General features: G+C 51.0%; 25 protein-coding genes. 23 read left to right on the top strand and 2 right to left on the bottom strand.

Annotated features, from left to right (window positions below):
• Positions 1-12 precede the first annotated feature (12 nt).
• Genes KOO63_05105 through KOO63_05120 form a run of 4 tightly spaced genes read left to right on the top strand, consistent with a single transcriptional unit; the run spans position 13 to position 2,775 of the window.
• Positions 13-789 (top strand): formylglycine-generating enzyme family protein, encoded by a 777-nt coding sequence (locus tag KOO63_05105; protein MBU8921179.1) that lies wholly within the window; start codon positions 13-15, stop codon positions 787-789.
• A complete protein-coding gene (locus tag KOO63_05110) occupies positions 786-1,121 on the top strand; it encodes a hypothetical protein (protein ID MBU8921180.1) in 336 nt (111 codons plus the stop codon). Before KOO63_05105 ends, KOO63_05110 begins: the two co-directional genes overlap by 4 nt.
• A 14-nt stretch (positions 1,122-1,135) precedes the next feature.
• Positions 1,136-1,657 (top strand): hypothetical protein, encoded by a 522-nt coding sequence (locus tag KOO63_05115; GenBank protein ID MBU8921181.1) that lies wholly within the window; start codon positions 1,136-1,138, stop codon positions 1,655-1,657.
• 56 nt (positions 1,658-1,713) lie between these two features.
• Positions 1,714-2,775 carry a methylated-DNA--[protein]-cysteine S-methyltransferase gene (locus KOO63_05120; protein ID MBU8921182.1) on the top strand — a complete coding sequence of 354 codons (1,062 nt, stop codon included), beginning with the start codon at positions 1,714-1,716 and terminating at the stop codon, positions 2,773-2,775.
• Here KOO63_05120 and KOO63_05125 read toward each other — a convergent pair.
• The gene (locus KOO63_05125) at positions 2,772-4,784 is read right to left on the bottom strand and encodes a carbohydrate binding family 9 domain-containing protein (protein ID MBU8921183.1); all 2,013 of its coding nucleotides are present in this window, start codon (positions 4,782-4,784) and stop codon (positions 2,772-2,774) included. The genes KOO63_05120 and KOO63_05125 overlap by 4 nt on opposite strands.
• A gap of 504 nt (positions 4,785-5,288) precedes the next feature.
• On the opposite strand from KOO63_05125, the gene KOO63_05130 reads away from it, so the two are divergent.
• The 18 genes from KOO63_05130 (at position 5,289) to KOO63_05215 (ending at position 21,101) form a co-directional block, all read left to right on the top strand.
• Positions 5,289-5,777, top strand: a complete 489-nt coding sequence (locus KOO63_05130) for a low molecular weight protein arginine phosphatase (protein ID MBU8921184.1) — start codon at positions 5,289-5,291, stop codon at positions 5,775-5,777.
• Positions 5,778-6,037: 260 nt separating this feature from the next.
• Positions 6,038-6,958 (top strand): branched-chain amino acid transaminase, encoded by a 921-nt coding sequence (locus KOO63_05135; GenBank protein MBU8921185.1) that lies wholly within the window; start codon positions 6,038-6,040, stop codon positions 6,956-6,958.
• A gap of 52 nt (positions 6,959-7,010) precedes the next feature.
• Entirely contained in the window at positions 7,011-7,451 is a 441-nt protein-coding gene (gene rpiB / locus KOO63_05140; GenBank protein MBU8921186.1) for a ribose 5-phosphate isomerase B, read from the top strand.
• Positions 7,452-7,489: 38 nt separating this feature from the next.
• Positions 7,490-8,758, top strand: a complete 1,269-nt coding sequence (locus KOO63_05145; protein ID MBU8921187.1) for a serine hydroxymethyltransferase — start codon at positions 7,490-7,492, stop codon at positions 8,756-8,758.
• A 37-nt stretch (positions 8,759-8,795) separates the two neighbouring features.
• Positions 8,796-9,287 carry a cytidine/deoxycytidylate deaminase family protein gene (locus KOO63_05150; protein MBU8921188.1) on the top strand — a complete coding sequence of 164 codons (492 nt, stop codon included), beginning with the start codon at positions 8,796-8,798 and terminating at the stop codon, positions 9,285-9,287.
• Positions 9,288-9,313: 26 nt separating this feature from the next.
• Positions 9,314-9,772: a transcriptional regulator NrdR gene (gene nrdR, locus KOO63_05155; protein ID MBU8921189.1), complete on the top strand. Its 459-nt coding sequence runs from the start codon at positions 9,314-9,316 to the stop codon at positions 9,770-9,772.
• Positions 9,773-9,797: 25 nt separating this feature from the next.
• Entirely contained in the window at positions 9,798-10,658 is an 861-nt protein-coding gene (locus KOO63_05160) for a hypothetical protein (protein ID MBU8921190.1), read from the top strand.
• Positions 10,659-10,722: 64 nt separating this feature from the next.
• The gene (gene tatC / locus KOO63_05165; GenBank protein MBU8921191.1) at positions 10,723-11,463 is read left to right on the top strand and encodes a twin-arginine translocase subunit TatC; all 741 of its coding nucleotides are present in this window, start codon (positions 10,723-10,725) and stop codon (positions 11,461-11,463) included.
• Positions 11,464-11,530: 67 nt separating this feature from the next.
• Entirely contained in the window at positions 11,531-12,541 is a 1,011-nt protein-coding gene (locus KOO63_05170; protein MBU8921192.1) for a polyprenyl synthetase family protein, read from the top strand.
• A 57-nt stretch (positions 12,542-12,598) separates the two neighbouring features.
• Positions 12,599-13,582, top strand: a complete 984-nt coding sequence (gene amrS, locus KOO63_05175) for an AmmeMemoRadiSam system radical SAM enzyme (protein MBU8921193.1) — start codon at positions 12,599-12,601, stop codon at positions 13,580-13,582.
• Positions 13,583-13,936 carry a ribosome silencing factor gene (gene rsfS, locus KOO63_05180; protein MBU8921194.1) on the top strand — a complete coding sequence of 118 codons (354 nt, stop codon included), beginning with the start codon at positions 13,583-13,585 and terminating at the stop codon, positions 13,934-13,936.
• The gene (gene argS, locus KOO63_05185) at positions 13,926-15,611 is read left to right on the top strand and encodes an arginine--tRNA ligase (protein MBU8921195.1); all 1,686 of its coding nucleotides are present in this window, start codon (positions 13,926-13,928) and stop codon (positions 15,609-15,611) included. The genes rsfS and argS overlap by 11 nt, the downstream gene beginning before the upstream one ends.
• 50 nt (positions 15,612-15,661) lie before the next feature.
• The gene (locus KOO63_05190; protein ID MBU8921196.1) at positions 15,662-16,582 is read left to right on the top strand and encodes a bifunctional hydroxymethylpyrimidine kinase/phosphomethylpyrimidine kinase; all 921 of its coding nucleotides are present in this window, start codon (positions 15,662-15,664) and stop codon (positions 16,580-16,582) included.
• A 107-nt stretch (positions 16,583-16,689) separates the two neighbouring features.
• The gene (locus KOO63_05195; GenBank protein MBU8921197.1) at positions 16,690-17,586 is read left to right on the top strand and encodes a hypothetical protein; all 897 of its coding nucleotides are present in this window, start codon (positions 16,690-16,692) and stop codon (positions 17,584-17,586) included.
• 186 nt (positions 17,587-17,772) lie between these two features.
• A complete protein-coding gene (locus KOO63_05200; GenBank protein MBU8921198.1) occupies positions 17,773-19,083 on the top strand; it encodes an HD-GYP domain-containing protein in 1,311 nt (436 codons plus the stop codon).
• A 106-nt stretch (positions 19,084-19,189) separates the two neighbouring features.
• Positions 19,190-20,209 (top strand): phosphoribosylformylglycinamidine cyclo-ligase, encoded by a 1,020-nt coding sequence (purM, locus tag KOO63_05205; GenBank protein ID MBU8921199.1) that lies wholly within the window; start codon positions 19,190-19,192, stop codon positions 20,207-20,209.
• Between the two features lie 175 nt (positions 20,210-20,384).
• A complete protein-coding gene (locus KOO63_05210) occupies positions 20,385-20,726 on the top strand; it encodes an STAS domain-containing protein (GenBank protein ID MBU8921200.1) in 342 nt (113 codons plus the stop codon).
• 33 nt (positions 20,727-20,759) lie between these two features.
• Positions 20,760-21,101 (top strand): STAS domain-containing protein, encoded by a 342-nt coding sequence (locus KOO63_05215; protein ID MBU8921201.1) that lies wholly within the window; start codon positions 20,760-20,762, stop codon positions 21,099-21,101.
• Positions 21,102-21,172: 71 nt separating this feature from the next.
• Here KOO63_05215 and KOO63_05220 read toward each other — a convergent pair whose 3' ends face one another.
• Positions 21,173-22,456 carry a hypothetical protein gene (locus tag KOO63_05220; GenBank protein MBU8921202.1) on the bottom strand — a complete coding sequence of 428 codons (1,284 nt, stop codon included), beginning with the start codon at positions 22,454-22,456 and terminating at the stop codon, positions 21,173-21,175.
• 174 nt (positions 22,457-22,630) lie between these two features.
• Between KOO63_05220 and KOO63_05225 the strand changes: the two genes are divergently transcribed.
• On the top strand, positions 22,631-24,276 hold a 1,646-nt coding region (locus tag KOO63_05225; GenBank protein ID MBU8921203.1), incomplete at its 3' end, for a hypothetical protein.

A 24,276-nucleotide genomic window follows, 5' to 3' on the forward strand; every position in this document is an offset into this window, starting at 1 on the left:
GCAGGCAATAAAATGATAATTAAACGAAATTTTTTCATTCTGATTGTCTTGATGTTTGCCCTGCCAGTGGCTGGACAAGATATAGTAAAGGGTGATTCTTCGATGGTCCTTATCCCATCAGGAGAATTCATAATGGGGAAAGATTCTGAAAGAGGATACGATTTCAGCCCTGCACACAAAGTGATAGTCGATCCTTTTTTCATGGATAAACACGAAGTCACAAATGGAGAGTATCTTCTCTTTTGCGAATCGACTGGTCATAATCTTCCTGAATTCTGGAATACAGATCTTTTCAGAAGTGGGGAAGATTATTCAGACTACCCTGTCATCGGGATAAGCTGGGGGAGTGCAAAAAAGTATGCGGAATGGGCGGGAAAGAGATTGCCGACAGAAGCAGAATGGGAATATGCGGCGCGGGGCGGCTTGATCGACAAGGATTATCCGAATGGCGATGAGTGGACAAAAGAGAGAGCCAGGCAGGATGCTACAGGCTGGAAAAACCTGGTCGAACCAGTGGGAAAGTATGAACCAAATGGATATGGACTTTACGATATGGGGGGGAATGTCTGGGAGTGGGTCTCTGACAGGTATTCAGGAGATTATTATAAAATCAGCCCTTCGGATAATCCTGCCGGGCCAGAGGATGGAAGTTTTCGTGTGATAAGAAGTGGGAGCTGGCATTCCGGGCCGATGTGCAAAAAAGTATATTTTCGAAAGGGCTTGCCGGGTAACTGGTGTGATTTCGCTGTCGGGTTCAGATGTGCAAAAGACATTAGAGGTGCTGAGTGATGAAGTATCATCATCTGGGAATTCCGACAGGCGACCACAAGCCGGACGAAGTGTACCTCGAGCGATTCAAGATGTACTGTACCGATCATGAGAGTAATCCTTTCGGGATCCAGTGGATGCGTTTCGAGCCTGATTGTCCGTTCCCTGAAATCGTAAAGACCGTTCCTCACGTAGCATTTGAAGTGGATGATCTCGCCGTGGCTTTGACAGGACAAGAGATTCTGATCAAACCGAATAGCCCCTCGGATGGGGTACTGGTGGCGTTTGTCCTGTGTGATGGAGTCCCCGTGGAATTCCTGCAGTTTGTAAAAAAAATGAAAATATCAACCTGACCCGGACGGCAGAGTTGGAAACTTTCACCGAACCTAAAGAACTCGTCAATAATCCCCGCTATCCTGAGCAGAGACAGGAAAGCCTGGCGGCTCTCGATGAGAGCATGATCGACATTCCCATCAGGGGACTGATTAATGATATTAACAGCGTAAACTGTTGTTTTACTCTGCAATGCTGCTATGGACATTTTGTCTACAACAGTCAGAATGATACTCATAATTTTGAACCTTTGCCTCATACTGTGGAAATCGATCAGGTAGAGTACAGGATCGCCTACATCGCCTTTTGTATTGAGAACAGTGCTTCAGGAAGAAGCTTGATTACCTCTCTTGAAAGGATCACAAAGATCGATCCGGATAACATACAATTCTGCAGCGCGGGGTGGTTCTGGGAAAGACAGGTCAATTCCTACGCGTTGCAGGTGGAACCGGACAGGGCAAAGCATAAAGATGAGGTCATGCTCGATTACAGAGAGGCGATGCGGGTGGAACAGATCCGAAATGAATTCTTTGTTCGACTGAGGGAACTGTTTTAAATATACTTGTCAATTTTCCGGTAGCAGGCCAATAACGGCGATGTTAGATTGCCCATATGAAGAAACTGACATTTCAGCAAAAATATGACGCGATCGGCAATAAAGACACTTTCTATGAGGGTGTGTTTATAACAGCCGTCAAAACGACAGGGATATTCTGCCGACCTTCATGCAGAGCAAGAAAACCAAAATCTGAGAACGTGATATTCTTCGATACCGCTCAGGAAGCTCTCCAGAATGGATTCCGGCCCTGCAAGGTCTGCCGGCCGATGGAAAAGCTCGATGTGACGCCGGGATATATCAAAGATATTATAAAAGAACTTCACCAAGACCCATACCTGAGGATCCGGGATGAGGATCTGAGAGAACGAGGTGTCGAGCCGAGCCAGATACGAAGATGGTTCAAAAAACATCATAATCTGACTTTTCATACATATCAGAGGATGCTGCGCATCAACTCAGCTTTTAACAGTATCAACAGGGGTGAGACTATTACAAACTCGGCCTTTGACAGTGGCTATGAATCGCTCAGTGGATTCAATGAAAGTTACAGCTCCATTTTTGGAGCGTCTCCTACGAATGCCGGTGAAAAATCTGTCCTGAATATCGTTCGTTTCACAACTCCGATAGGACCCATGTTTGCGTGCGCCAGCGGCGAGGGAATCTGCCTGCTGGACTTTACCGATCGCAGAATGCTGGAAACCGAGTTCAAGGATCTGCGTAAACGACTGAACGCGGTGATCCTTCCAGGAGGAAACCGGCATCTGGATCATGTCCAGTCAGAGATGCAGGAATACTTCGATGGAACGAGAAAGTCATTTTCAGTTCCACTGCATACTCCGGGAACTGATTTTCAGAATTCTGTATGGAAGATCCTTCAGGAGATCCCTTACGGAGAGACACGCTCATACAAGCAACAGGCCATCGCTATCGGAAACCCGAAAGCAGTCAGGGCTGTAGCGTCGGCTAACGGGTATAATAGAGTCGGTATAATAATCCCATGCCATCGGGTCATCGGCTCCGATGGAAGCCTGACCGGCTACGGGGGAGGACTGCACAGAAAAAAATGGCTGCTTGATTTTGAGAAGGCTAATCTTGCTGATTCAAATGACATCTAGAACACATGCGTGAATTTCAGGAAAATCGTGTTTCCCTGCTCCGAGCGTTGGCCGAATCCTGCGGTGCCTCTTTGAAATGCCAGTTGAATCGATCCAAAAGGTGGCTGATATCGATAGACGAAAACAGCCTGAAGGTTTGTGCGATCGATAGACGAATTAGTCTGAAAAAATACGCGCAAAAACAGGTCTTTTGTGAAAAACTGATTTGCTTTCAAAACGTTTATCCAGGTGCTTTCTGACTCAGGGTCCGGGTCCAGGATCAACCGCTGAAACTCATACTTGAGCGAGAGACTGGATGTGACTTTGTATCCCGTCTCAACATTCCAGAGATGGAAATCTGAGTCGAAGTTCCTGCCAAACTCGTAGCCGACCTCTGCCGACTGGAACTCCCGGGTGTTATATCCTGCCGTGATTCCTGCCTGCCTGTTTCGAAAGTCCTTTTCGAATTTCTTGAATTCCTCGGTATACTCGACTTCGAAACCAAAGCGATTATGCAGGTCGATCTCGATGGATTGATCGATCTGCCAGCTTCGGAGGGTTCCATCCTGCCCCCAGTATATATTGTAATTGGATGAGTATTGTGTGCGTTCCAGTGTGCCGTCACTGAAACGGACTTTCTCTATGGCACTGTCGATCTCGCGCCGGTTGTCGTCACGCATGTAACCGATAGCATTGATGTTCTCTGCCACCTGATCTCCGATATGAGTATATCGAACATGAAAATGACCTGTCGGCGAATCATATGAGGGGCGAATGAAATATGCCCAGGTATCACCATCACCCTGGCCGTAGCTTTTGACTAGTTGTGTAGTCATTCCCAGGGTCCTGGTAAAAAACAGCGTTGCGTCGGCGCTTGCCGAGCCTTGATTGTTGCCATTGAGTGCTCGATCAGCAGCCATAAATGAAACATTGGACGAACCCAGGATGTCTCTCTGGACCCGTGCTACAGAGTATGTTGCTTCATCCTGGTCATCCAGAGGATCGGAAATGGCGGAAAGCGCCGCGAAGGTCCATGGTCCCTGTTTCCCCAGAATCTTTCCTCCGACCCTTATATCGGGAATGCGCCGCGAGTAAAATGTGCGGATACGTTGCCTGAAAAGCTCATTACCTTCTATAAAAAACTGGCGTTTCTCTGGCAGGAACAGTTCGAATCGAGACAGGTTTATCTGCTCCTGATCAGCCTCGATGGTCGCGAAATCCGGATTGACGGTCAGATATGCTGCTGTTTTCGGCGTGAGGGCGTAACGGATGTCAATGCCCGCATCCAGTTCACCCTTCTGTTTCTCCTCAAATCGGGAAAGGCCGTATGGGATGATCTGATGCCGCCGGGTGGGTGGAGGTATGTTCAGCTCGACGAGGGTGCCTGCCTGTGAAATACGAAAGCGATTGTCCAGCGGACCTGACCAGAAACTGACTTCCAGATCCCGGCGCTCGGACCTGCCGAAATTAATTCCCCAGGTCACAGATTCCCCAGCATTGTATTTCAGTGAAGTGAAGGGGATAGCGATCTCAACCATCCAGCCTGTCTCCGTGCGGTGCGCCGCGGATCGCCAAGGCGCATCCCATGTGTTGTCCAGCGTTCTGCCATCGTCGCCGATCCGTCCGTCCGTTTGAGTGCCGAGGGCATTGGTCATGAAATAGTAAGCCGTTCGCCGGTCATTATATGTATCGAGCACTAGGATCACCGCGTCATCGTTGAAAAGGTCAGCATCCCGCCTCGTCAACTGTGCGGTAGGAGGCTCCGTATCACTGAGATAGAATGCGACATAGAGATGTTCCGAATCGTACACCACCATCGCACGAGTAATATTTCCCGATGGTTGTCCATGTTTCGGTTCGTACTGTATAAAATCCCGGGCGACGGGAGCATTCTCCCAGACTTTTTCATCAATGATCCCATCAATTACAGGTGGAGTTATAGTCCTGGCAGTTTTAAGCACAAATGACTGATCCGCTAAGGCGGGACTGGATAACGCGAGCAGGATCAGCAAAAGGTGTATTTTTCTCATATTGTATCTGGCCTGGGTCGGGGAGTTATCGCATTACAGGAATCTATTCCACTTCATTTAAGTACTATACATGGCTCGTCTGATGGGGGCTGATTATAATCCCGGACTCTTTCTCAGTCAATGCGTTTGGGCTTTGTGGAGGAATGGTCAAGGCTGTGCTATTTCGTTAAATTATTGTCACGTGTACTTAACACGAACAAACTGTAAGGTTTCTTATCACCACCGGTGGCGGTAACGGTGTTGTCAGTTGGGTCGGAGATTGCTTGGTGCCCCGAGGGTCCGTAAAACCCTAATAATACTAATACTATCAGAAACACAATCAGAAATCGCGATTGACACAGGGCCTCGGTCTGAAATATCCTGTCCTTGTCTATTTCAGGTTATATGGATGGGGGGCGCAAGTCTGGTCCATGATAACCTCACAATGAATCGACAAGGGAAATCCGCTTGACATCAATTCCGGTAGCATGATGGTAAAAGGAAAGTGGTGGCCGGGAAAGTCATATGAATAACATGAACAAACTCAAAATAACCTTCCTCTGCACTGGCAACACCTGCCGTAGTCCGATGGCCGAGGGTCTGCTTCGGGAGATGATGCCCGAGAGTTGGAAGGGCATGGTCGAGGTCTCTTCTGCCGGAGTGATTGCTTATGGAGAGTCGCCTGCGGCTATCGAGGGAGTTGAGGCTCTTCGGGAGAAGGGGATCGATATCAGCACTCATCGTTCCACTCTCCTGACGAGTGAGATCATCGAGAACTCCGACCTGATTGTTACGATGGCCGGCAGCCACGCATCCACTGTTCTGGACATAGCTCCAGATGTTGCCGACAAGGTCCTTATCATAGGAACTCTCGACCCGGACAGGGCCGACCCCGATATTTCAGACCCGGTCGGTCAGGGAATAGAGGTCTACAGGCAGACGAGGGACGAACTTGAGAAATTGATATTGCTCCTCATAAGAGAGATCTCCTCCCGGTTCGATCTGGAAGCTTGATAACCGTGTATTTATCGACGCTGGATCACATGGCTTGTAATCTACTATCGTAATCTATTGCAAATCAATTTGTTACCCGATGCACACTTGAATTTTTCCGATATTCTGCAATTTTCGGCACAAAATGAAAATACTGGTTGCCGGATATGCTCCCATATTACTATAATATCAGGGATTGTCGGTCCCGGTGGGAACGACCCTGTCCTCACCTGCCGATGATCCCGGGTGAATATTTTTTATAAGCCGAAAGGGAGTCTGCAATGGCGCTGAAGAAATCGGAAAAGATCTGGATGGACGGAAAGTTCGTAGATTGGGACGATGCTAATATCCATGTTTGTTCCCACGTAGTCCATTATGGCACATGCCTGTTCGAGGGAATCCGATGTTACAACACCAAAAAAGGTCCGGCGATCTTCCGGCTCGAGCCTCATATCAAGCGTCTCTATAATTCGTCAAAGATGTATCGTATGGAACCAGAGATGCCCCAGAAGGATTTCATGGAAGCCTGTCTCGAGACAGTCAGGGTCAACAAGATGGAGGCATGTTATGTGAGGCCCGTCGTCTATCGCGGATATGATTCTCTCGGAGTCAACCCTTTCCCGAACCCGATCAACATGTTTATTGTGGTCTGGGAATGGGGAAATTATCTTGGCGCGGAAGCTCTGGAGGAGGGTGTGGATGTCTGTGTCTCCACCTGGGACAGGATCGCTCCGAACACACTTCCCGCACTGGCAAAGTCCGGCGCTAACTACATGAACTCGCAGTTGATCAAGATGGAAGCCATCACAAACGGATATACCGAGGGTATAGCTCTCGATACCAATGGCTACGTCAGCGAAGGCAGCGGCGAGAATATTTTCCTGATCGTCGACGACGTGATCATCACCCCGCCCCTGGGCGCAAGCGTTCTTCCCGGTATCACCCGTAACACTGTCATGGAACTGGCCGTGGAGATGGGATACAAGGTCAGCGAGCAGCTCGTTCCGAGAGAGATGCTCTACATCGCCGACGAGGTATTCTTCACCGGCACGGCAGCGGAGATATCACCGATACGCAGTATCGACAAGATAAAGGTAGGCGAGGGCAAGCGTGGTCCTATCACGGCAAAACTTCAGGAAGTCTTCTTCAAGCTCCTGAATGCCGAAGTCGAAGAGCACATGGACTGGCTGGACTTCGTATAGAGGACCCAGGCTTTGTTCAGGGTCTGACATGGATCAGTCAAGGGAGGGTTTGTTGAAGGTAGCCGTAGGATCGGATCACCGTGGATACCTCCTTAAGGAACGTCTGAAAAAAATGCTCGCCGGCGAGGGCCATGAGGTCGTCGACCTGGGCACAGGCAGCACCGAATCGGTCGATTACCCCGATTTCGGTATCTCTGTCGCGGAAATGACCGCCAGTGGGGATGTCGAACGGGGTATCGTCATATGTGGTAGCGGTATAGGCATCTCGATAGCGGCGAACAAGGTGAATGGCGCAAGAGCTGCACTGTGCCGCACTATGGATCAGGCTCGTATGACCAGAAGACATAACGATTCGAACGTGCTGGCGCTTTCAGAAGAAAGCCAGGACGATCCGGATGTCGAGGAACTGGTCCGTACTTGGCTGGCGACGCCTTTCGACGGGGGCCGTCACCAGTTGCGGGTGGACAAGATAACCGGGTACGAGAATCGCTGACAATAGACCTGAAAACTCAATCGACAAGAGGGAAAACGATGTTATACGACGAGAACCTGTTCAAGTATCTCGAGGGGACCGACCCCGAGATCATGGAGACGATGAGATCGGAACTGCACAGGCAGCAGACCACACTCGAACTTATAGCGAGTGAGAACTTCACGAGCAGGGCCGTTCTTGCCGCACTGAGCAATCCCATGCAGAACAAATATGCAGAAGGGTATCCACGCAGACGCTACTATCGCGGATGCAAGTTCGTCGACAAGGCCGAGGACCTCGCGAGGGAACGCGCAAAGGAGCTTTTCGGAGCCGAATACGCAAACGTCCAGCCGCATTCCGGCACCCAGGCAAATATCTCAGCCTACATGTCGTTCATCGAACCTGGCGATACGATAATGGGACTCAGCCTTTCTCACGGCGGACACCTTTCCCACGGACATCCGGTAAATTTCTCCGGCCTTTTCTACAAGGTGGTCCACTACGAGGTCGATCCCGAGACGAAGATGCTCAATTACGATACGATGGAGAAGTTGGCAGTCGAGAGCAGGCCGAAGATGCTCGTGGCTGGAGCCAGCGCCTATCCCCGGTTTTGGGACTGGGAGAGGCTTCGCGCTATCTGTGACAAGGTAGGAGCCTTCATGATGGCCGATATCGCTCACATCGCCGGATTGATCGCGGCCGGAGTGCATCCGAGCCCCATACCCTACGCCGATATCGTTACTTCTACAACACACAAGACCCTTCGCGGGCCTAGAGGCGGACTCATCCTCTGTCCCGAGAAGTACGCGAAAGCGGTCGACAAGTTCAATTTTCCAGGGACCCAGGGCGGACCCTTCATGCACTGCATCGCCGCCAAGGCGGTCTGTTTCAAAGAGGCCATGAGCAATGAGTTCAAAGAGTATCAGAAGCAAGTCGTCGCGAATGCAAGCAAGCTTGCCGACGTCATGATAGAAAAGGGATTCGATATCGTAAGCGGTGGGACGGACAACCACCTCTTCCTTGTCGACTTTACGAATAAGGGACTTACCGGCAAGGAAGCGGCCAAGACCCTGCACAAGGCCGGTATCACAGTGAACAAGAATACGGTACCTTTCGACCAGCAGTCGCCGTTCGTCACTTCGGGCATCAGGGTCGGGACTCCTGCTCTTACCACCCGCGGGATGAAAGAGGCTGAAATGGCCGTGGTCGGCGAGCTTATGGCGAAGGTCCTCGATAACATGGGCGACGAAAATGCTATCGAAAAGACGATCGAAGAGGTAAAGGCGGGGACAGCTGAACTGGCTTCGCGTTTTCCTCTGTATGAATAGGGGGGACCTGTGTGAGTGTGGGTGAGGAGATTCGATAATGGATGAAAAAATAATGGGAAGAAAGACAATAAAGAGACCCACCTGGGATGAGTATTTCATGAAGATCACTCATCTTGTCGCCGAACGCTCGACCTGTCTCAGGCGAAGGGTGGGCGCGGTGATCGTGAAGGACAAAAAGATCCTGTCGACGGGCTACAATGGTGCGCCGAAGGGATTGGCGCATTGTCTGGAACTGGGGTGTCTTAGAGACGAGCTGGGTATACCTTCCGGAGAGAGGCACGAACTCTGCCGGGGCGCCCATGCCGAGCAGAATGCCCTTATCCAGGCGGCCGGCAGCGGTTCCTCTATGGATGGAGCCACCATGTACTGTACCAATTCCCCATGTTCGACATGTACCAAGATGATAATCAACGCGGGGATCAGGAGACTTGTTCTGGGCGCGGAATATCCCGACCAGCTCGGCAAGGACCTTATACGTGAATCGGGGATTGAAACCGTTTACATCTCGCTCGAACCCGGGGAAGGATAACCCCGGAAAAATGAAAAGGGGGCATCATGCGTTGTCCCGCCTGTGGTCATGAAGAGGACAAGGTAGTCGACAGCAGGTCGACCAAAGAGAACTCCGCCATCAGAAGGCGCAGGGAATGCATCGCCTGCGGCAACCGCTTTACAACCTACGAATATGTAGAACACCGGCCCGTGATGGTCGTCAAGAAAGACGGTCGGCGCGAGCATTACTCGCGTGACAAGATCATGAACGGACTTCTCAGGGCATGCGAGAAGCGGTCGGTCCCGGCCGAGACACTGGAGAACCTGGTCGACGAAGTCGAAAAGGCGGTCACTGGCAGAGTCCGCGACGAGATCCCCACCCAGGAACTCGGTAATGAAGTGATGACGAGGCTGGCCGGGATAGACCAGGTAGCATACGTCCGATTCGCCTCAGTCTACCGTGATTTCAAGGATATCAATCAGTTTCTCGCGGAGCTCAAAGGTCTTCTTGAGACGAAAGAATAAACAAAGGAATATAAGGAGGAAGCCGATGACATCTAGATCCTGTATTTATCGCAACCTGATTTCTGCCGTTCTGTTCATGAGCATCTTATTGATGTGCGGCTCTGTTTCGGCGGACGATAACAAGGAAGTCACAATCAGGTTTTCCCTCGAAGAGGGGACAGTACTGAAATACAAGGGCTCGTCCATGATGGAGATGAACTGGAAAGGCATCGTTTTAAACAATATGCACTCCGATGAAGTCGAAATGTCCTGGTTGGAGACCCTGGAAGGCGAAAAACAAAGAGTGGAAGTAAATTATATCGCCTGCTCGGACAGAAGATCGATGGGTGGCGCGGCGGCGATGGATTTTGATAGCCCGGTCAAGCCCGAAGGTCGCGCGGTCAAGGTTGTAGTCGGGGCAGATGGAAGGCCCGACGAAGCTGCCGGATTCATATTGGGAATAAAGGGTGGCAAGGCCCTCAAGGATTATGTGAATAAATGGTTTTTTGAGCTACCCGAGGCCCCTGTGAAAAAAGGTTCAAAATGGACTGTCATTGTGCCCCGTGAGGACGAAAAGAAGGATGAAGAGGAAGAATCCGGGACTGAATTCAAAGGTGCTTTTGACCTGGAACTGAAGAAGTTTGAGAAGAAAAAGGGTATCGAAGTAGCCGTGATCAAATTCAAGGCAAAGATTTCTATCCATAACGAATCTGAGCAGGGTGTCCTGGATGGAGAGTCGAAAAGCGAGGGTGAAGTCAAGGTAGCTATTGAAGGCGGATACATAGTCGAGTTCAAGAGTTCTTCGGAGATGAAGGGCAAGCTGATCAGCCAGGACGAATTCAGCGGCAAGGAGACCTCCACTGATATCGTGCAGATAAGAAGCAGCGAGATCAAGCTGCAGAAATAGGGCGGTGAATCATTTGCCCGAATCGGAAGAACCTTTGGCAAAAGAGCCATTAGAGGAAGAATCATTGAAAGAGATGGGTTTTCTCGGCCATCTCGAGGATCTCAGGTCCATGTTGATATGGGTGCTGGCCACATGGCTCGGGACCTCGATCGTCCTGTGGTTCTTCTCCGGGTATGTACTGGACTTTCTCCTGGCCGGGATCCCTGTCGAGAGCCTTTATTTCCACGCCCCTGTAGAAGCCTTCATGGTACGGCTGAAACTAAGTTTCATAAGTGGTTTTCTCGTCTCATTTCCATTTGTTCTGTTCAGAGTATGGTCCTTTATCTCTCCTGGCCTGTTCAAGAGTGAGAAGAAGGTCATTATTCCTCTGATCCTGCCGGCCAGCGTGCTGTTTTACACGGGAGCGGCTTTCGCTTACTGGATAATGATCCCGGTCGTACTGGAATTCCTTATCCAGTTCGGTACCGAGATGCTTTCTCCATTGATCTCGGTCGATAGATATTTCGAATTCGTCGCACGGCTCTGTTTCGCTTTTGGTATAGTCTTTCAACTGCCCCTCGTGATCATATCCCTGACTTCTCTCGGAGTAATATCTCCGAGAGCGCTGCTTCGGCAGTGGAGATGGGTGATCCTCCTGATTTTCGTGACGGGTGCTGTCCTGACACCCCCGGATCCCGCGTCACAGCTGCTGATGGCCCTGCCGCTCGTCCTTCTTTTCCTGGTGAGCGCCACTCTGTCGCTCATGATCGAGAAACGCAGGCTTGGAAAAAGTGATGAAGAGGACGAGGATGACGGGGCGCCTTGACATCGGCCCCTGGAAAGTGCTAATTTCCCCTGTGACTTATATGTAAAGAAAGGAATTGTGCGACCCGATGGAGCCGACCGACAATGATAGATGTAATAGTTTTCAGGATCCGGTGAGGAGTGAACTCGACATCCTGGAAGACCGGCTTCGGGATACGCTGCATTCCGATATCCCCCTGATCGACGACATATGTAGACATATCAACAAGACCCCCGGGAAGCGGCTGCGTCCAAATATCCTCTTTCTGGCATCGCGAAGTACCGGAGGAGAGAAATCGGCAGCGCTGACGGCCGGGATGGCTGTCGAATTGATCCATACCGCAACATTGATACATGACGATATCATAGATAATCATCTCGTGCGGCGAGGTGAGCAGACGGTATATGCAAAATGGGGAAACAACATCGCCACGATCATGGGTGATTTTTTATACTCCAGAGCGTTCACCAGCCTCAGTGAAGCAGGATTGCATGAGTTGATGGCGATCCTGGCAAGGGCGACCAATATAATGAGTGTCGGAGAGATGCTCCAGTTCCAGCAGGCCGGACAGATAGACATAGACGAAGCCCGCTACATGGATATGATCTACGGCAAGACGGCTTCTCTGTTCTCCGCCTCCAGCGAGTGCGGCGCAGTGATCGGTACGGACGGCAACGGCAATGGAACAAGAGAGTCCTATTCGGGCTTTGGAAAGAATATCGGACTTGCATTCCAGATCACCGACGATCTGTTCGACTATATCGCGGTGGACGAGTTGATAGGCAAGCCGGTCGCTTCGGATTTCACGGACGGCAGAGTGACTCTTCCATTTATTACTGCCTTCAGGAACGCTCCGGACCTCAAGAAGAAACGCGTCAGCGAACTTTTTCATGTGGGGGTAAAGGAAGATGGCGACTGGGGCGAGATAGTCTCATTCGTTCAGAGTTATGGAGGAGTGGAGTACTCTCTTAATAAGGCCCGGGAGCTCGGTGAAAAAGCCAAAGATTCATTGAGTTCTATTTCTCCATCGCGTGAAAGGGACGCGCTCTGTTACGCGGCAGACTATATCACCGAACGGGTCCTTCCATTTTCCGCGTAGGATTCCAGAAGATCATCCCCGGGCAGATATTTCTTTAATCAGATCGTGACAGAGGTCATGGAAGCTCTTTATTACGAAAAACTTCCAAAAAACGTGGTCCGATGCCTTCTTTGCCCCAATCTGTGTGTGATTGAAGAGGGTGGGAAGGGGCGGTGCAGGTTGAGAGTGAATGAAGGGGGATTTCTTCAAACACAGTCATACGGGATGACTGTGACGGCCGCTGTGGATCCGATCGAGAAGAAACCACTCTATCACTTCATGCCGGGCAGCGAGATCCTCTCTATAGGCCCCAACGGTTGTACACTGACTTGCGAACATTGCCAGAACTGGAACATCTCCCAGGAGGATTGTCCCGTGACGTACATCCCTCCGGATGAGCTTGCCGCCCACGCACGCTCCAGAGGATCTGTCGGCGTCGCCTTTACATATACCGAGCCTCTTCTGTGGTACGAGTATCTCATCGATGTGCTTCCGCTTCTGAGGGAGGAAGGACTCAAATCGGTCCTTGTGACGAACGGCTATCTGAACGATGGGCCTGCGGAGCGGATCATTCCGATGGTGGACGGTTTCAATATCGACATGAAGAGTTTTAATGACGATTTCTACAGAAAGTACTGTGGCGGTTCACTGGAGCCTGTAAAAAGATTCGTCGAGGCCGCGGCCGGGGCAGCGCATGTCGAGGTCACGACCTTGATTATTCCCGGCCTGAATGATTCGCCTTCCGAAATAGAGGCTCTCGCACGCTGGCTGGCCGGAATATCGAAAGATATTCCCCTGCATCTGTCGCGGTTTTTCCCGAGATACAGGATGAAGGATATACCACCTACGTCTTCTTCCACTCTGAAGGAATCATGGGAAACGGCCAGAAGATTCCTTGATTATGTCTATATTGGTAATATATTCATCGAAGGTACAGAGAACACGTTATGCCCCGATTGCGGGGAAAATCTGATAATGAGATCTGGCTATTCCACAACGGTCATGATCGAGGGCGAAAGTTGCCCGGCCTGTGGGAAACGGATCAAGGGGGTATTGAAGTAATTGGCTACAGCACCAAAGACACTGGCCAAGATGATGATCAGGGCCGCATACGACAAGATGGCTGAGGACATTGTCCTTCTCAATCTGAAAAAAATATCAAGTTACACCGACTATCTCGTGATTCTCAGTGCGGGAAGCGATACTCATGCACGTACCATCGCAGATCATCTGCGGGAACGCTTCAAGAAAAAAGATGTCATCCTTCATGTGGAGGGTTACGAATCAGGTAACTGGATATTGATAGATTGCTTCACGGTGGTCGTCCATATCTTCCGGCCTGATGTCAGAGAGTACTACGGACTGGAGAAATTCTGGGGTGACGCTGAAAGGGAGGAGTTTCCCGATGGCTTGTAGCCCCGATGAGAAGACAGGGCTTTCCGTTAGAAACAGGATCCGGACCGCGGTCGAGACAGCTCTGACGAAAGCCGGCATTGAAGGTATACTCGATGGTATACAGCTTGAACGTCCGAACAATCCTGAAAATGGTGACATCAGCTGCAATGTAGCCATGATCGCCGCGAAGAAACTGGGCAGAAATCCTCGCGAACTGGCAGAAATGATCAGGGACTCTCTGGAACTCGGTGATGATTTTATCGATTGTGTCGAAGTAGCGGGTCCCGGCTTTCTCAACTTCACTTTCTCAATGGAATATCTCTCAAGTCAGGTTGCGAAGATCAACAGCATGGGAGCCTCCTATGGTGCATCTGACATCGGAAGTGGCAGGAAGGTGCAGGTCGAATATGTCTCGGCCAATCCGACTGGCCCACTGGTGGTAGTGGCGGCACGCGCCGCCGCGGTAGGCTCTTCGCTAGTCAACATACTCAGGAAGACAGGGCACGAGGTCGAGGCGGAGTATTATCTCAACGATGCGGGAAGCCAGGTCAGGAAACTCGGGCTGTCGCTGTTGACGCGGTTCAGGCAGAGGATCGGAGAGGATGTCGAATTTCCGGAGGACGGATATCCAGGTGACTACCTCGTCGATATAGCGGCAGAAATACCGGAGGAGACAGGACGCGAATGGCTGGACTCCAGCGATGAAAATGCCCGGGAGGCCTTTGGCTCACTCGCTCTGGAGAAGATAACCGCGTGGATCAGAGAGGACCTGGAAAAGTTCGGCGTGCGTTTCGATACCTTCTTTAACGAATCCACTCTCCATCGTGAAGGTGGAGAGGTGACAGAGGCACTCGAACTCTATAAAAGCAAAGAAGTGGTCTACGAAAAAGAGGGCGCGGTCTGGTTCAGATCGACCGATTTCGGCGACGAGAAGGACAGGGTCCTGGTCAGGTCAGACGGGACTCCCACATATTTTCTCGCTGACGCGGCATACCATCTCAACAAGTTCAGGCGCGGATACGACCATGTCATAGATATATTCGGCCCTGACCACCATGGCCATATCAGTAGACTCAAGGCAGCTTCGGCTGTATTCGGCGCGGATAAGGACTGGCTCGACGTTATGACTGTTCAATGGGTCAGGCTGATAGAGGACGGACAGCAGGTGAAGATGTCCAAACGCGGTGGTGTCTTTGAAACGCTGGCGAGCCTTGTCGAAGATGTGGGAAGTGACGCTTCGAAATTTTTCTTCCTTATGAGGAAGACGAACGCGCATCTCGATTTTAATCTTACACTGGCCAGAAAGTCCACCGACGAGAACCCGGTATATTATGTCCAGTACGCTCACGCGAGGATATGCAGCGTGATTTCATTCGCTGCCGATGAAGGTGTGAAGTTCCCTGAAGACCTTGATTGCGTCGATAAACTGGGAGAACCCGAAGAGATCGGCCTGATAAGGAATCTGGTAGTCTTTCCCCAGTTGATCGAAGGGGCAGCAGAGGCATGTGAGCCGCACAGGCTTACTACTTACGCGCAGGAGCTGGCGGCGTCCTTTCATCGGTTCTACCATATCTGCAGAATAGTCTCGAACGATACGCGGCTCAGCCAGGCCAGGCTTCTTCTTGCCGCAGCCACACGGATCGTACTCGCGGAGACCTTGAATCTGCTTGGCGTATCGGCCCCGGAGAGGATGTAGATGTCCTCAGGGGCGCTAAAGACAAAATCCCGATTATGAGGAGGAGACTGATGAGCATAGTAATCGTAGGTTCGGTCGCGTTTGATACTATCGAGACACCGCAGGAAAGAGTGGAAAGGGCGATAGGTGGTTCCGCCACATATTCCTCTATGATAGCGTCGATGTTCTGTCCCGTGAAGCTTGTCGGTGTGGTCGGTGAGGATTTCAGGGCGGAACATCGAGCCGTTCTTGAGGCGAAGGGTATAGACCTGGAGGGCCTCGAGACAGTAGAGGGAGGGAAGACCTTCTTCTGGGAGGGACGTTACGGGGCCGACCCGAACGAGCGGGATACCCTGGTCACAGAACTCAATGTTTTCGAGACGTTCAAGCCGATCCTGCCGGAATCATGGCGAGGGAGCGGTTTTCTCTTTCTGGGAAACATCGATCCGGATCTTCAGATCGATGTACTCGATCAGATGGATGAGGGTACCGTGTCGGGATGCGATACGATGAATTTCTGGATCGAGGGCAAACCTGAGAGCCTCAAAAAACTTCTTTCAAAAGTCGATATACTGTTCGTGAATGACGGGGAAGCGCGTCAGCTCAGCGGTGAGAACAATCTTCTCCATGCGGGAAAGGCCATCCTGGATATGGGTCCTTCGGTCGTCGTCATCAAAAAGGGCGAGCATGGAGCGATGCTCATGACTGAGGACATGAAGTTTATCACTCCCGCGTTCCCACTTGAGTCAGTCTCCGACCCGACCGGGGCGGGAGACACATTTGCGGGCGGGTTCATGGCCTGCCTGGCGGCCGCAGGAAAGGTCGACAGCAAGAGCTTGAAGCGCGCCATGGTATATGGCACCGTATCGGCAAGTTTCACCTGCGAGCAGTTCTCAGTGGAGAGGCTGAAAGCCCTCTCGCACGGCGATATCAGGAAACGTTTCAACGAGCTGATGGCGATGGTCAGAGTCGATGACGAGGTCCTGGATTGATTTTTTTCTTTAAAGCAGCGTTAATCCACCTCCCCATATTGAGTTTCTCGTCAATACGTGCTATAATGGGTGTAGATGTGTGAATGATGGGAAAAAGGAGAGATTGATTGTTGGAGGAATTCCCCGAGCGGGATGTTATAGATAAGGCGGAGACCCTTATTCTCCAGATTCGGGATGTCCAGTCCTGCCGGATCGCTACTGACGATTCGGGACGGATCAGCGAGATTCATGTGGTAGCCGCTACAGACAGGCAACCGAAGATGATTGCCCGCGATGTCGATGCCTGCCTCAAGGCGCAGCTCGGACTGGCCGTTGATTACAGGAAGATCGGTGTCGTGCTCATTGATGCTCCTTCCGAGGAAGAGCCCGAGGAACTCGAAGAGGTGGGCGACGATGATATCGAGGTTCGGGAGGAACTCGACGATGATGATATTGAGATCCAGCAGGAACTGGACAATGTGATCAAACGGCGGTTCACGGAAAGAGCGAATATTGGAGATACTACAGTGCAGAGACAACATTCAAACGACGATCCGGTAAACACTGATCCGGTCAACGACGATCCCGTCAGACTTGAGTTTCTCGAAGATGATAACAGGGCACGTTTCCGTGGACTCAGCCTCAATATAAACGAGAGCAGTATCAGTGTCGAAGTGAAGCTCGAAAGAAATGGTATAGAGGTCGCCGGGTGTCTCGAAGCTGTCAGAAAGTCCGGGCCGATCTATGAGACGATTGCGGGTGCCACCATCCATGCCCTGACAGAATTGATAGAGGAAGATTTCCAGATATGCCTTGCGGGGATCGATGAGGTCGAACTGGCAGGGAAGAACGCGATGGTCGCCGCTGTGGATATAGTCGACGGCAGGTCAGTGCGAAGCTACGCGGGCAGCACATTCGTCGGGCGCGATCCGAACGAGGCGACGGTTCTGGCCGTTCTCGACGCGATCAACAGGCCATTCGGCAGATGGAAATCGATCAGGGAGATCCATTACAGGATCAGTTGACACCACCTTCCGCTACGGAATAATGCAAACCATACACATTATATGTTCCAATTTAATCCGGGTTGTGGTAATTTCTGCAACAGCAAGAGGTTGGCACAGATGCTGCAGCTGAAGGGCGGGGGTGGCCCGTGTGGCTGCAAACACGTTAGAGGTTCTCGCGTAACCAGGTGTCAGGCAGGCAGTTAAATGGATAGTAAAGAATCGGGTATTGGCTTTAAATTATTTTATACTGCCTTTATCATCGCTGGTTTTGCCTTTCTTGCTTATTTTGTCAGGGAGTTACCCACAGATCGCTGGCGGGATATTCTTCTTTTTCTGATTCTCATAATAATAGCTGATTCGGTCCAGATATCACTGCCAAAGGGTGGAGCTTCGATATATGCATCGTCTCCGATCGACCTTGCGGGAATAGTTCTTTTTGGGCCAGCCGTGATGGCTGTTATCGAAGCGGTGGCGACACTTGTCACCGAGGGATTATTCCAGAGACGTCCGTTGATAAAAGTACTGTTCAACATACCTCTGCTCGTTATGACGGTCGGTATCTCCGGAATAGTCTACAGGTCATTCGGCAGCCTCACTTCGATTGATTCTCCGCTTTTCCTGATACCCCTTTTCACAGCGGGAATCGTTTATTACCTGTTCAACACATGGTCGGTCAGCCTGATTATTTCGCTGACCAGCAAGAGGAATCCTGTGACTGTGTGGAGACAGAACTACATGTGGAATTTCTTCCATATCCTGGCCTTTTTCCCAGTGGCGGCAGTCATCGCGCTACTCTACAGCAAGGCGGGAGTCTGGACGATAGCACTCTTCATCATACCGTTGTTCCTGGCGCGATATTCCTTTCAGCTCTATCTGGATATGCGTGAGACGCATATCAACACGATCGCCGCGCTCACTTCCGCTATCGATGCTTCCGATCCGTTCACTCACGGCCATTCGTTCAGGGTGTCGAGATACGCGCTTCGCATAGCGAGGGAGATGGGGCAGTCGTCGAAAGAAATGGAGAAGCTCGAATATGCGGCACTGCTGCATGATATCGGCAAGATATCGGTTCAGAACGATATCCTTCTCAAGGTCGGCCCATTGACCGATGACGAGTGGAAAGCTCTCAGGGCGCATCCTGATATCGGGGCCGACATAGTCGAACAGCTCAAGTTTCTCAAGGAAGCCGGCAATGTAATACGCTCGCATCATGAGAGACCGGACGGCACAGGATATCCGAGGGGCCTGACCGAGGATAAGATCCCGATGGCCGCCCACATCCTCCAGGTAGTAGACGCGTTTGACGCGATGACATCTGACAGGCCTTACAGGAAGGCCCTGCCGATCGAGAGAGTGATAGAGGAACTGGAGACGTACAATGGCACACAGTTCCATCGAAGGGTCACTGAGATCCTCTTGGACCTTTACCGCAAGGGTGAATTTCCTCTGATCGTAGAAGCCGACGCGACCACCGAGATATACAACTCCCTCGCAGAGCACGTCCAGCTCTGAAAACTCATTTTCCTTCTGGATTCAAAGGTGATTTAGGTTTATTATTCCGCGTATAGGTTGTCCAGGCGTGTTGGGTATGGCTGTCTTTTCGGGAAGGATCTGGATCTTGAGTTCAAAATACAGCGAATCGGGTGTCGATATTGATGCCGCGGGAAAAGCCATGAAAGGCATCGGCAGAATGGTCAAGGCGACCTGGGGTAAGGAAGTACTCTCGGAAATAGGGAATTTCGGGGGATTATTTGCTCTTCCTGCCGGATACACCGAACCCGTACTCGTGTCCAGTGCCGATGGAGTGGGAACGAAGCTCAAGCTGGCCTTCATGACCGGACGACACAATACTGTCGGTGAGGACCTCGTGAACCATTGCGTCAACGACATCCTTGTTCAGGGCGCAGAACCCATGTTTTTTCTCGATTATTTCGGGTGTGGCCGGCTCGAACCTGGAATAGTAGAAGCAGTAGTGGAAGGGTTGGCGAGAGGTTGTGAAAACAACGGCTGCGCGCTGATCGGTGGGGAGACGGCTGAGATGCCGGGATTCTACAAAGAAGGTGAATACGATATTGCCGGGTGCATTGTCGGAATAATCGAAAAAGAGAAAGTGATAGACGGAAAGAAGATCAGGCCGGGCGATTCGGTCTGGGCATTCCCCTCAAGCGGGTTGCATACTAATGGCTATAGCCTTGCGAGGAAGATCGTTTTTGAGGATGAGAACCTTGGTGTGCAAGACGAGATCCCCGGAACAGACGGTATAGTCGCGGATCTTCTGCTGCAGGTGCACAGGAGTTATCTGCCCGAGATCCGATCGATGAGGGCGATAGTCGATATCAGAGGACTGGCACATATAACGGGTGGCGGGCTTATCGATAATATTCCCAGAGTGCTTCCAGAAGGTTGTAGCGTGCGAATCGACAGATCTTCCTGGAATGTCCCTCCATTGTTCGAATATTTCCGTGAGAAAGGCGGAGTCAGCGACAGAGAGATGCACAGAGTCTTCAATATGGGAGTCGGAATGGTTGCGATCCTCCCTTCAGCCGATGACATTCTCGTAAAAACCGGAGATTACAGGTGGAAGCCGTTTAAAATAGGTGAGATAACAGAAGGTCCAGGAGATGTGGCCCTTGCATAGGAGGTTCTTCCTCCACTGGAATGACGACAATACTTGACACCTGCGAAAACCGATGATACGATTCGACATCGGATGATATTCTGTTTGGTTGTGAAGCCAACAGGCCTTATTATTAAGGCAATAGTGAGATAACTAAAAGAAAAACGACCATCGTGCGTAAAGAGAGGAGTCAGGTATGCTGACGATCACTAACAGGGATGCCGGCGGAGTGGTCATTCTGGATTTGGAAGGTCAGATCGACGGTGGACCGAAGTCTGAGAGAATACACGGGATCATCAAGGAAGGAATCGAGCAAGGACAGAAGAAGTTCGTGCTTAACCTCAGAGAAGTCAAATGGCTCAACTCACTTGGGGCGGGCGTCCTTATTGCTGCCTATGCCTCGGCCAAAAGGGAAGATGCGTTGTTGAAGCTTCACAGCGTCTCGGACCGCGTCGGCTCTGTGTTGAAGACCTGCGGTCTCATTCCTGAAGTATTCGATGTCTATGATGATGAAGCTGGCGCACTTTCCAGCTTCTGAACCGGTGTTGTTCAGCTGTAAACGGGAGAGAAAATGAAGATAAAGAAGAAAGAAATAGATGGGATCGCAGTACTTGAGCTTTCCGGCGAGATGTATGGCGGCCCCGATAATATGAAGCTGGTTGAAGTCGTATCCGAACTCGTCGAAGAGAAAAAGCTGGATCTCGTTATCAATCTGTCGAAAGTAAAGTGGATCTCCAGTACCGGTCTGGGTATTCTCGTCTCAGCCAGGTCGAGGTATGCGAAGGAGGGCGGAGTCATCAAACTTTGCCAGCCTAATGACAGGGTGCTGGGTATCCTTCAGGTTACCCGACTGAACCTGATTTTCGATGTTTTCAATTCAGTCAAGGAAGCTATCGAAAACCTGAAAAAATAGCCGGGATACATAAATCGAATACCGAAAGCGTCGGAGCGCCAGCTGTACAGCATTGGCTTCCGGCGCTTTTTTCATTGGCAGACTATCAATGGTGAGGCGGCGATCCCGTATCTTTCGAAGTCACTCATGGATGTCGAGAAATCGGTGCTGTCGTACGAACCGAGAATCTCACCTTCAGTAGATATCACAAGCAGACTGTTGTTTATTATGTCGATCAGGTAGAGGCTTCCGTTTGAATAAGCGATATCGCCCCACCTGCCGCTCGTGGTGTAGTCGTACAGGTCGAAGAAGACATTCGTCCACACCCCGTCGGGGGACAGCCTGCCTATGCTTATCTCGCTGGCAGTTCCGTTTAGTACGACATAGATCGTTCCCGTGCTGTCGGCACACATCCCTTCAGGAGTGAACGCGCCGGAGATAAGCGTGGAACTTTTTATGGTTCCGAAGTTGTTTCTCCCGTCCCATGCATATCCTGAAAGAGTGAATGATGGTCTGTTGCCGGTGATGATCCACGCGTCACGTGATACAGGTTCCACCGCCAGGCATTTCGTGCTGATGCTGCTTCTGCTTACTTCAGCGGCGAGTTCCGACGAGGGACAGAAGATGCCGTAAAGGCTGGTCGAATTGACTATTGTCAGGACGCTGCCGTAGTTCGGTTCCATCTCGATCTGTCCTGGAGAATCGAATGTATACCAGGATGTGAGTTCTTTAGTGTCGGGGTCGACTATGAAGATCTCTGTCTCAGAGGAGATAAAAAGATCGCCTCTTGAGTCGAAAGTAAGATCGATGATGGTCTCTGTGGTCTCCAGGATTTTTTCGTGGGTCTCTGCCAGCGGGTCGAACTCTATCAGGACAGATCCGCTTCCGGTCAACAGATCGGAACTGGTGGTCGTAATATAGATCCGGCCGGCGGGCCAGGCGCAGGCAGGAGCAAGAGACTCCTGCTCACATTCAGGGATCACCGCTGTCGCTGTGAATGCGGCGCCATCATCTGTGATCGTGGCTGTTACAGTTTGTTCACCAGTGGTCGATCCGAGGGTGAGCCAGGCAGACGCCAGACCGTCAGCGTCCGTTACCGCTGATGGGGTGATGTCCGAACCCGGGGCCGAAGTGGAGAAATCGATGGTCACGCCAGCGCGTGGATCATCAAGCAGGTCGGCTACTCTTGCAACGAGTGGTTCCGGGAGCGCAGCTCCTGCCCTTTCTGTCTGATTGTTGCCGGAGTAGACAGAGATGCGCAGCAGCCCATCTTCGTTATCTACTGGATTATCATCACTGCAGGAGACGGAAAGAACAAGGACCAACAGGAGAGAGAGTCCGGAGATATTCCGGATTGTTCCACATATATTTCTCATCGATCATCCCCCCATTCTGGAAGTATCGTTATTATCAGAGTCATAGTCCGATCAGTCTATTCCAAAGTGGAGAAAGGGTCAATGTATGAATGCAGATTGTCTTATCTTGTTAAGAAGCAAATAGTTGACGAATGCGCTTCTCTATGATATGCTGGACTTGAATCAGGAAAAATCATGGCGCTGAAAACTATCTTCATCTTGGGGGGAAAGATAATGTTGAAAGCGAAAGTATGCCTGTTGGTAGCCCTGTCTGCTTTTTTCATCATAACTACAGCTTCAGCCAGGGAGATCGACAAGAGCGGTCTTCGTCTGATGAAATCACTGCACGAAAACGAAAATCAGGAGTTCATCGACCAGGGAGCGAGGAGCCTCATGACGGCGACTGCTGTCGACTCCTATTGTCTCGTCTGGTACGATTTTGAAACGATGAACTGGCAGGGTTGGACGACTTTGGATAATACAGCAGATATCGATACTTTCTTTCACGTAGATGATTTTGCCGGGCTCGGTGGTGGAGATTATGGAGGTCTCTACGCCCTGGAAGGTACGAAGTCGATGTGGTGTGGAACCAGGCCGGCAGAGGATGCACGCGCCAAGGCGCCGTTCTGGTATCTCTGCAACTGGAACAGCTCGCCCGGTTATGGGAATAGTTGGAGACAAATGCTTACGACCGAGGCTTTTCCGATAACAGGGATCCTTACTCTCTCATATAAGGGGTATTTCGATTCAGAGCCCGATTACGATCGGACTTTCATCGAGTATGATCAGGGCGACGGTGTCTGGGAAGAACTGGCCATGTACGAAGGTCTGGAAAACATCGTAGCCACACACACTATGCTGCTCTCTCAGGTAGCAACAAAACTGCGGTTTCGCTTCAACTCTGACGGCGCCTGGTCGGATCAGGATGGCCTGTGGGACACCGATGGCGCCTGTATCATAGACAGTATCAGGGTCTCTGATTCATCGGGACAGATCAATTTTGAAGACTGGGAAGGTGAGAGTCTCGACGCACTTTCATCAGACGATGGATTCTGGTACGCGACTACGGAAGACGCATATGGCAGTTTCGCAGGCCTTGCGTCAGGTTTGATATCCAAGGATCCCTGCGGTAATAACTACAAGACCCAGGTCATCTTTTTCCAGGGGTCAGCATATCCAAGCGCCGATTATCCCGGCCTCTTCGATACACCGTTCTGCACAGGATCCGGGGGAACTACCGCTCCTTGTCAGAATGAGTCTCTGTCGTCACCGATTATCGAGGTAGACATGTACAGCAGCAACCGTGACGAATTCCAGGACACTGCGATTCCTCCGGCTGTGTTACCGAATCTGGGAGGAACTGTTTTCAAGTTCTGTGTAATGCGTGACCTGCCTATTGTGAACCTTGTTTTCTATACGTGGAGTGTCCGCGATATAATCGATGGGTGTCCCAGTCAGTGGCAGGATCGGTCATTCGTCTATTATGGAGCGGACCTGGATTATATCCAGATTTCCGCCGATATCAGCGATCTCGTGGGAGGGCACCCCCTGCAGGTTGTGCTGGGAGTTACTGATATGTGTGATGTCTGGATAAATTCGTATGGCGATTGTGCTAACCATACTCCTTCTCCCTGGTTCGATTCGGTGAGGCTATACAAATATGACGTGTCGGGGCCCCAGTGGTCGTACCGTGACCTCGATATTTTCCAGGACAACTTCCCTTCGGAAGAGTTCGCTATCGAGAGCTGGGTACGTATCGATGCTGCCAACGACCTGAAGACCAACTATGATCCTGTCATCGATCCGGGCGACTCGGCCGTAATCACCTGCTCGGCTCCTCT

It is taken from the genome of Candidatus Latescibacterota bacterium (genome assembly GCA_019038625.1).
Classification (GTDB): domain Bacteria; phylum Krumholzibacteriota; class Krumholzibacteriia; order Krumholzibacteriales; family Krumholzibacteriaceae; genus JAGLYV01.

Coding starts and splice junctions, on each gene's coding strand:
- KOO63_05105 (MBU8921179.1), top strand. CDS start 13: ATGATAATTAAACGAAATTTTTTCATTCTGATTGTCTTGATGTTTGCC.
- KOO63_05120 (MBU8921182.1), top strand. CDS start 1,714: ATGAAGAAACTGACATTTCAGCAAAAATATGACGCGATCGGCAATAAA.
- KOO63_05125 (MBU8921183.1), bottom strand. CDS start 4,784: ATGAGAAAAATACACCTTTTGCTGATCCTGCTCGCGTTATCCAGTCCC.
- KOO63_05130 (MBU8921184.1), top strand. CDS start 5,289: ATGAATAACATGAACAAACTCAAAATAACCTTCCTCTGCACTGGCAAC.
- KOO63_05135 (MBU8921185.1), top strand. CDS start 6,038: ATGGCGCTGAAGAAATCGGAAAAGATCTGGATGGACGGAAAGTTCGTA.
- KOO63_05145 (MBU8921187.1), top strand. CDS start 7,490: ATGTTATACGACGAGAACCTGTTCAAGTATCTCGAGGGGACCGACCCC.
- KOO63_05150 (MBU8921188.1), top strand. CDS start 8,796: ATGGATGAAAAAATAATGGGAAGAAAGACAATAAAGAGACCCACCTGG.
- nrdR (MBU8921189.1), top strand. CDS start 9,314: ATGCGTTGTCCCGCCTGTGGTCATGAAGAGGACAAGGTAGTCGACAGC.
- KOO63_05160 (MBU8921190.1), top strand. CDS start 9,798: ATGACATCTAGATCCTGTATTTATCGCAACCTGATTTCTGCCGTTCTG.
- KOO63_05170 (MBU8921192.1), top strand. CDS start 11,531: ATGGAGCCGACCGACAATGATAGATGTAATAGTTTTCAGGATCCGGTG.
- amrS (MBU8921193.1), top strand. CDS start 12,599: ATGGAAGCTCTTTATTACGAAAAACTTCCAAAAAACGTGGTCCGATGC.
- argS (MBU8921195.1), top strand. CDS start 13,926: ATGGCTTGTAGCCCCGATGAGAAGACAGGGCTTTCCGTTAGAAACAGG.
- KOO63_05190 (MBU8921196.1), top strand. CDS start 15,662: ATGAGCATAGTAATCGTAGGTTCGGTCGCGTTTGATACTATCGAGACA.
- KOO63_05200 (MBU8921198.1), top strand. CDS start 17,773: ATGGATAGTAAAGAATCGGGTATTGGCTTTAAATTATTTTATACTGCC.
- KOO63_05210 (MBU8921200.1), top strand. CDS start 20,385: ATGCTGACGATCACTAACAGGGATGCCGGCGGAGTGGTCATTCTGGAT.
- KOO63_05215 (MBU8921201.1), top strand. CDS start 20,760: ATGAAGATAAAGAAGAAAGAAATAGATGGGATCGCAGTACTTGAGCTT.
- KOO63_05220 (MBU8921202.1), bottom strand. CDS start 22,456: ATGAGAAATATATGTGGAACAATCCGGAATATCTCCGGACTCTCTCTC.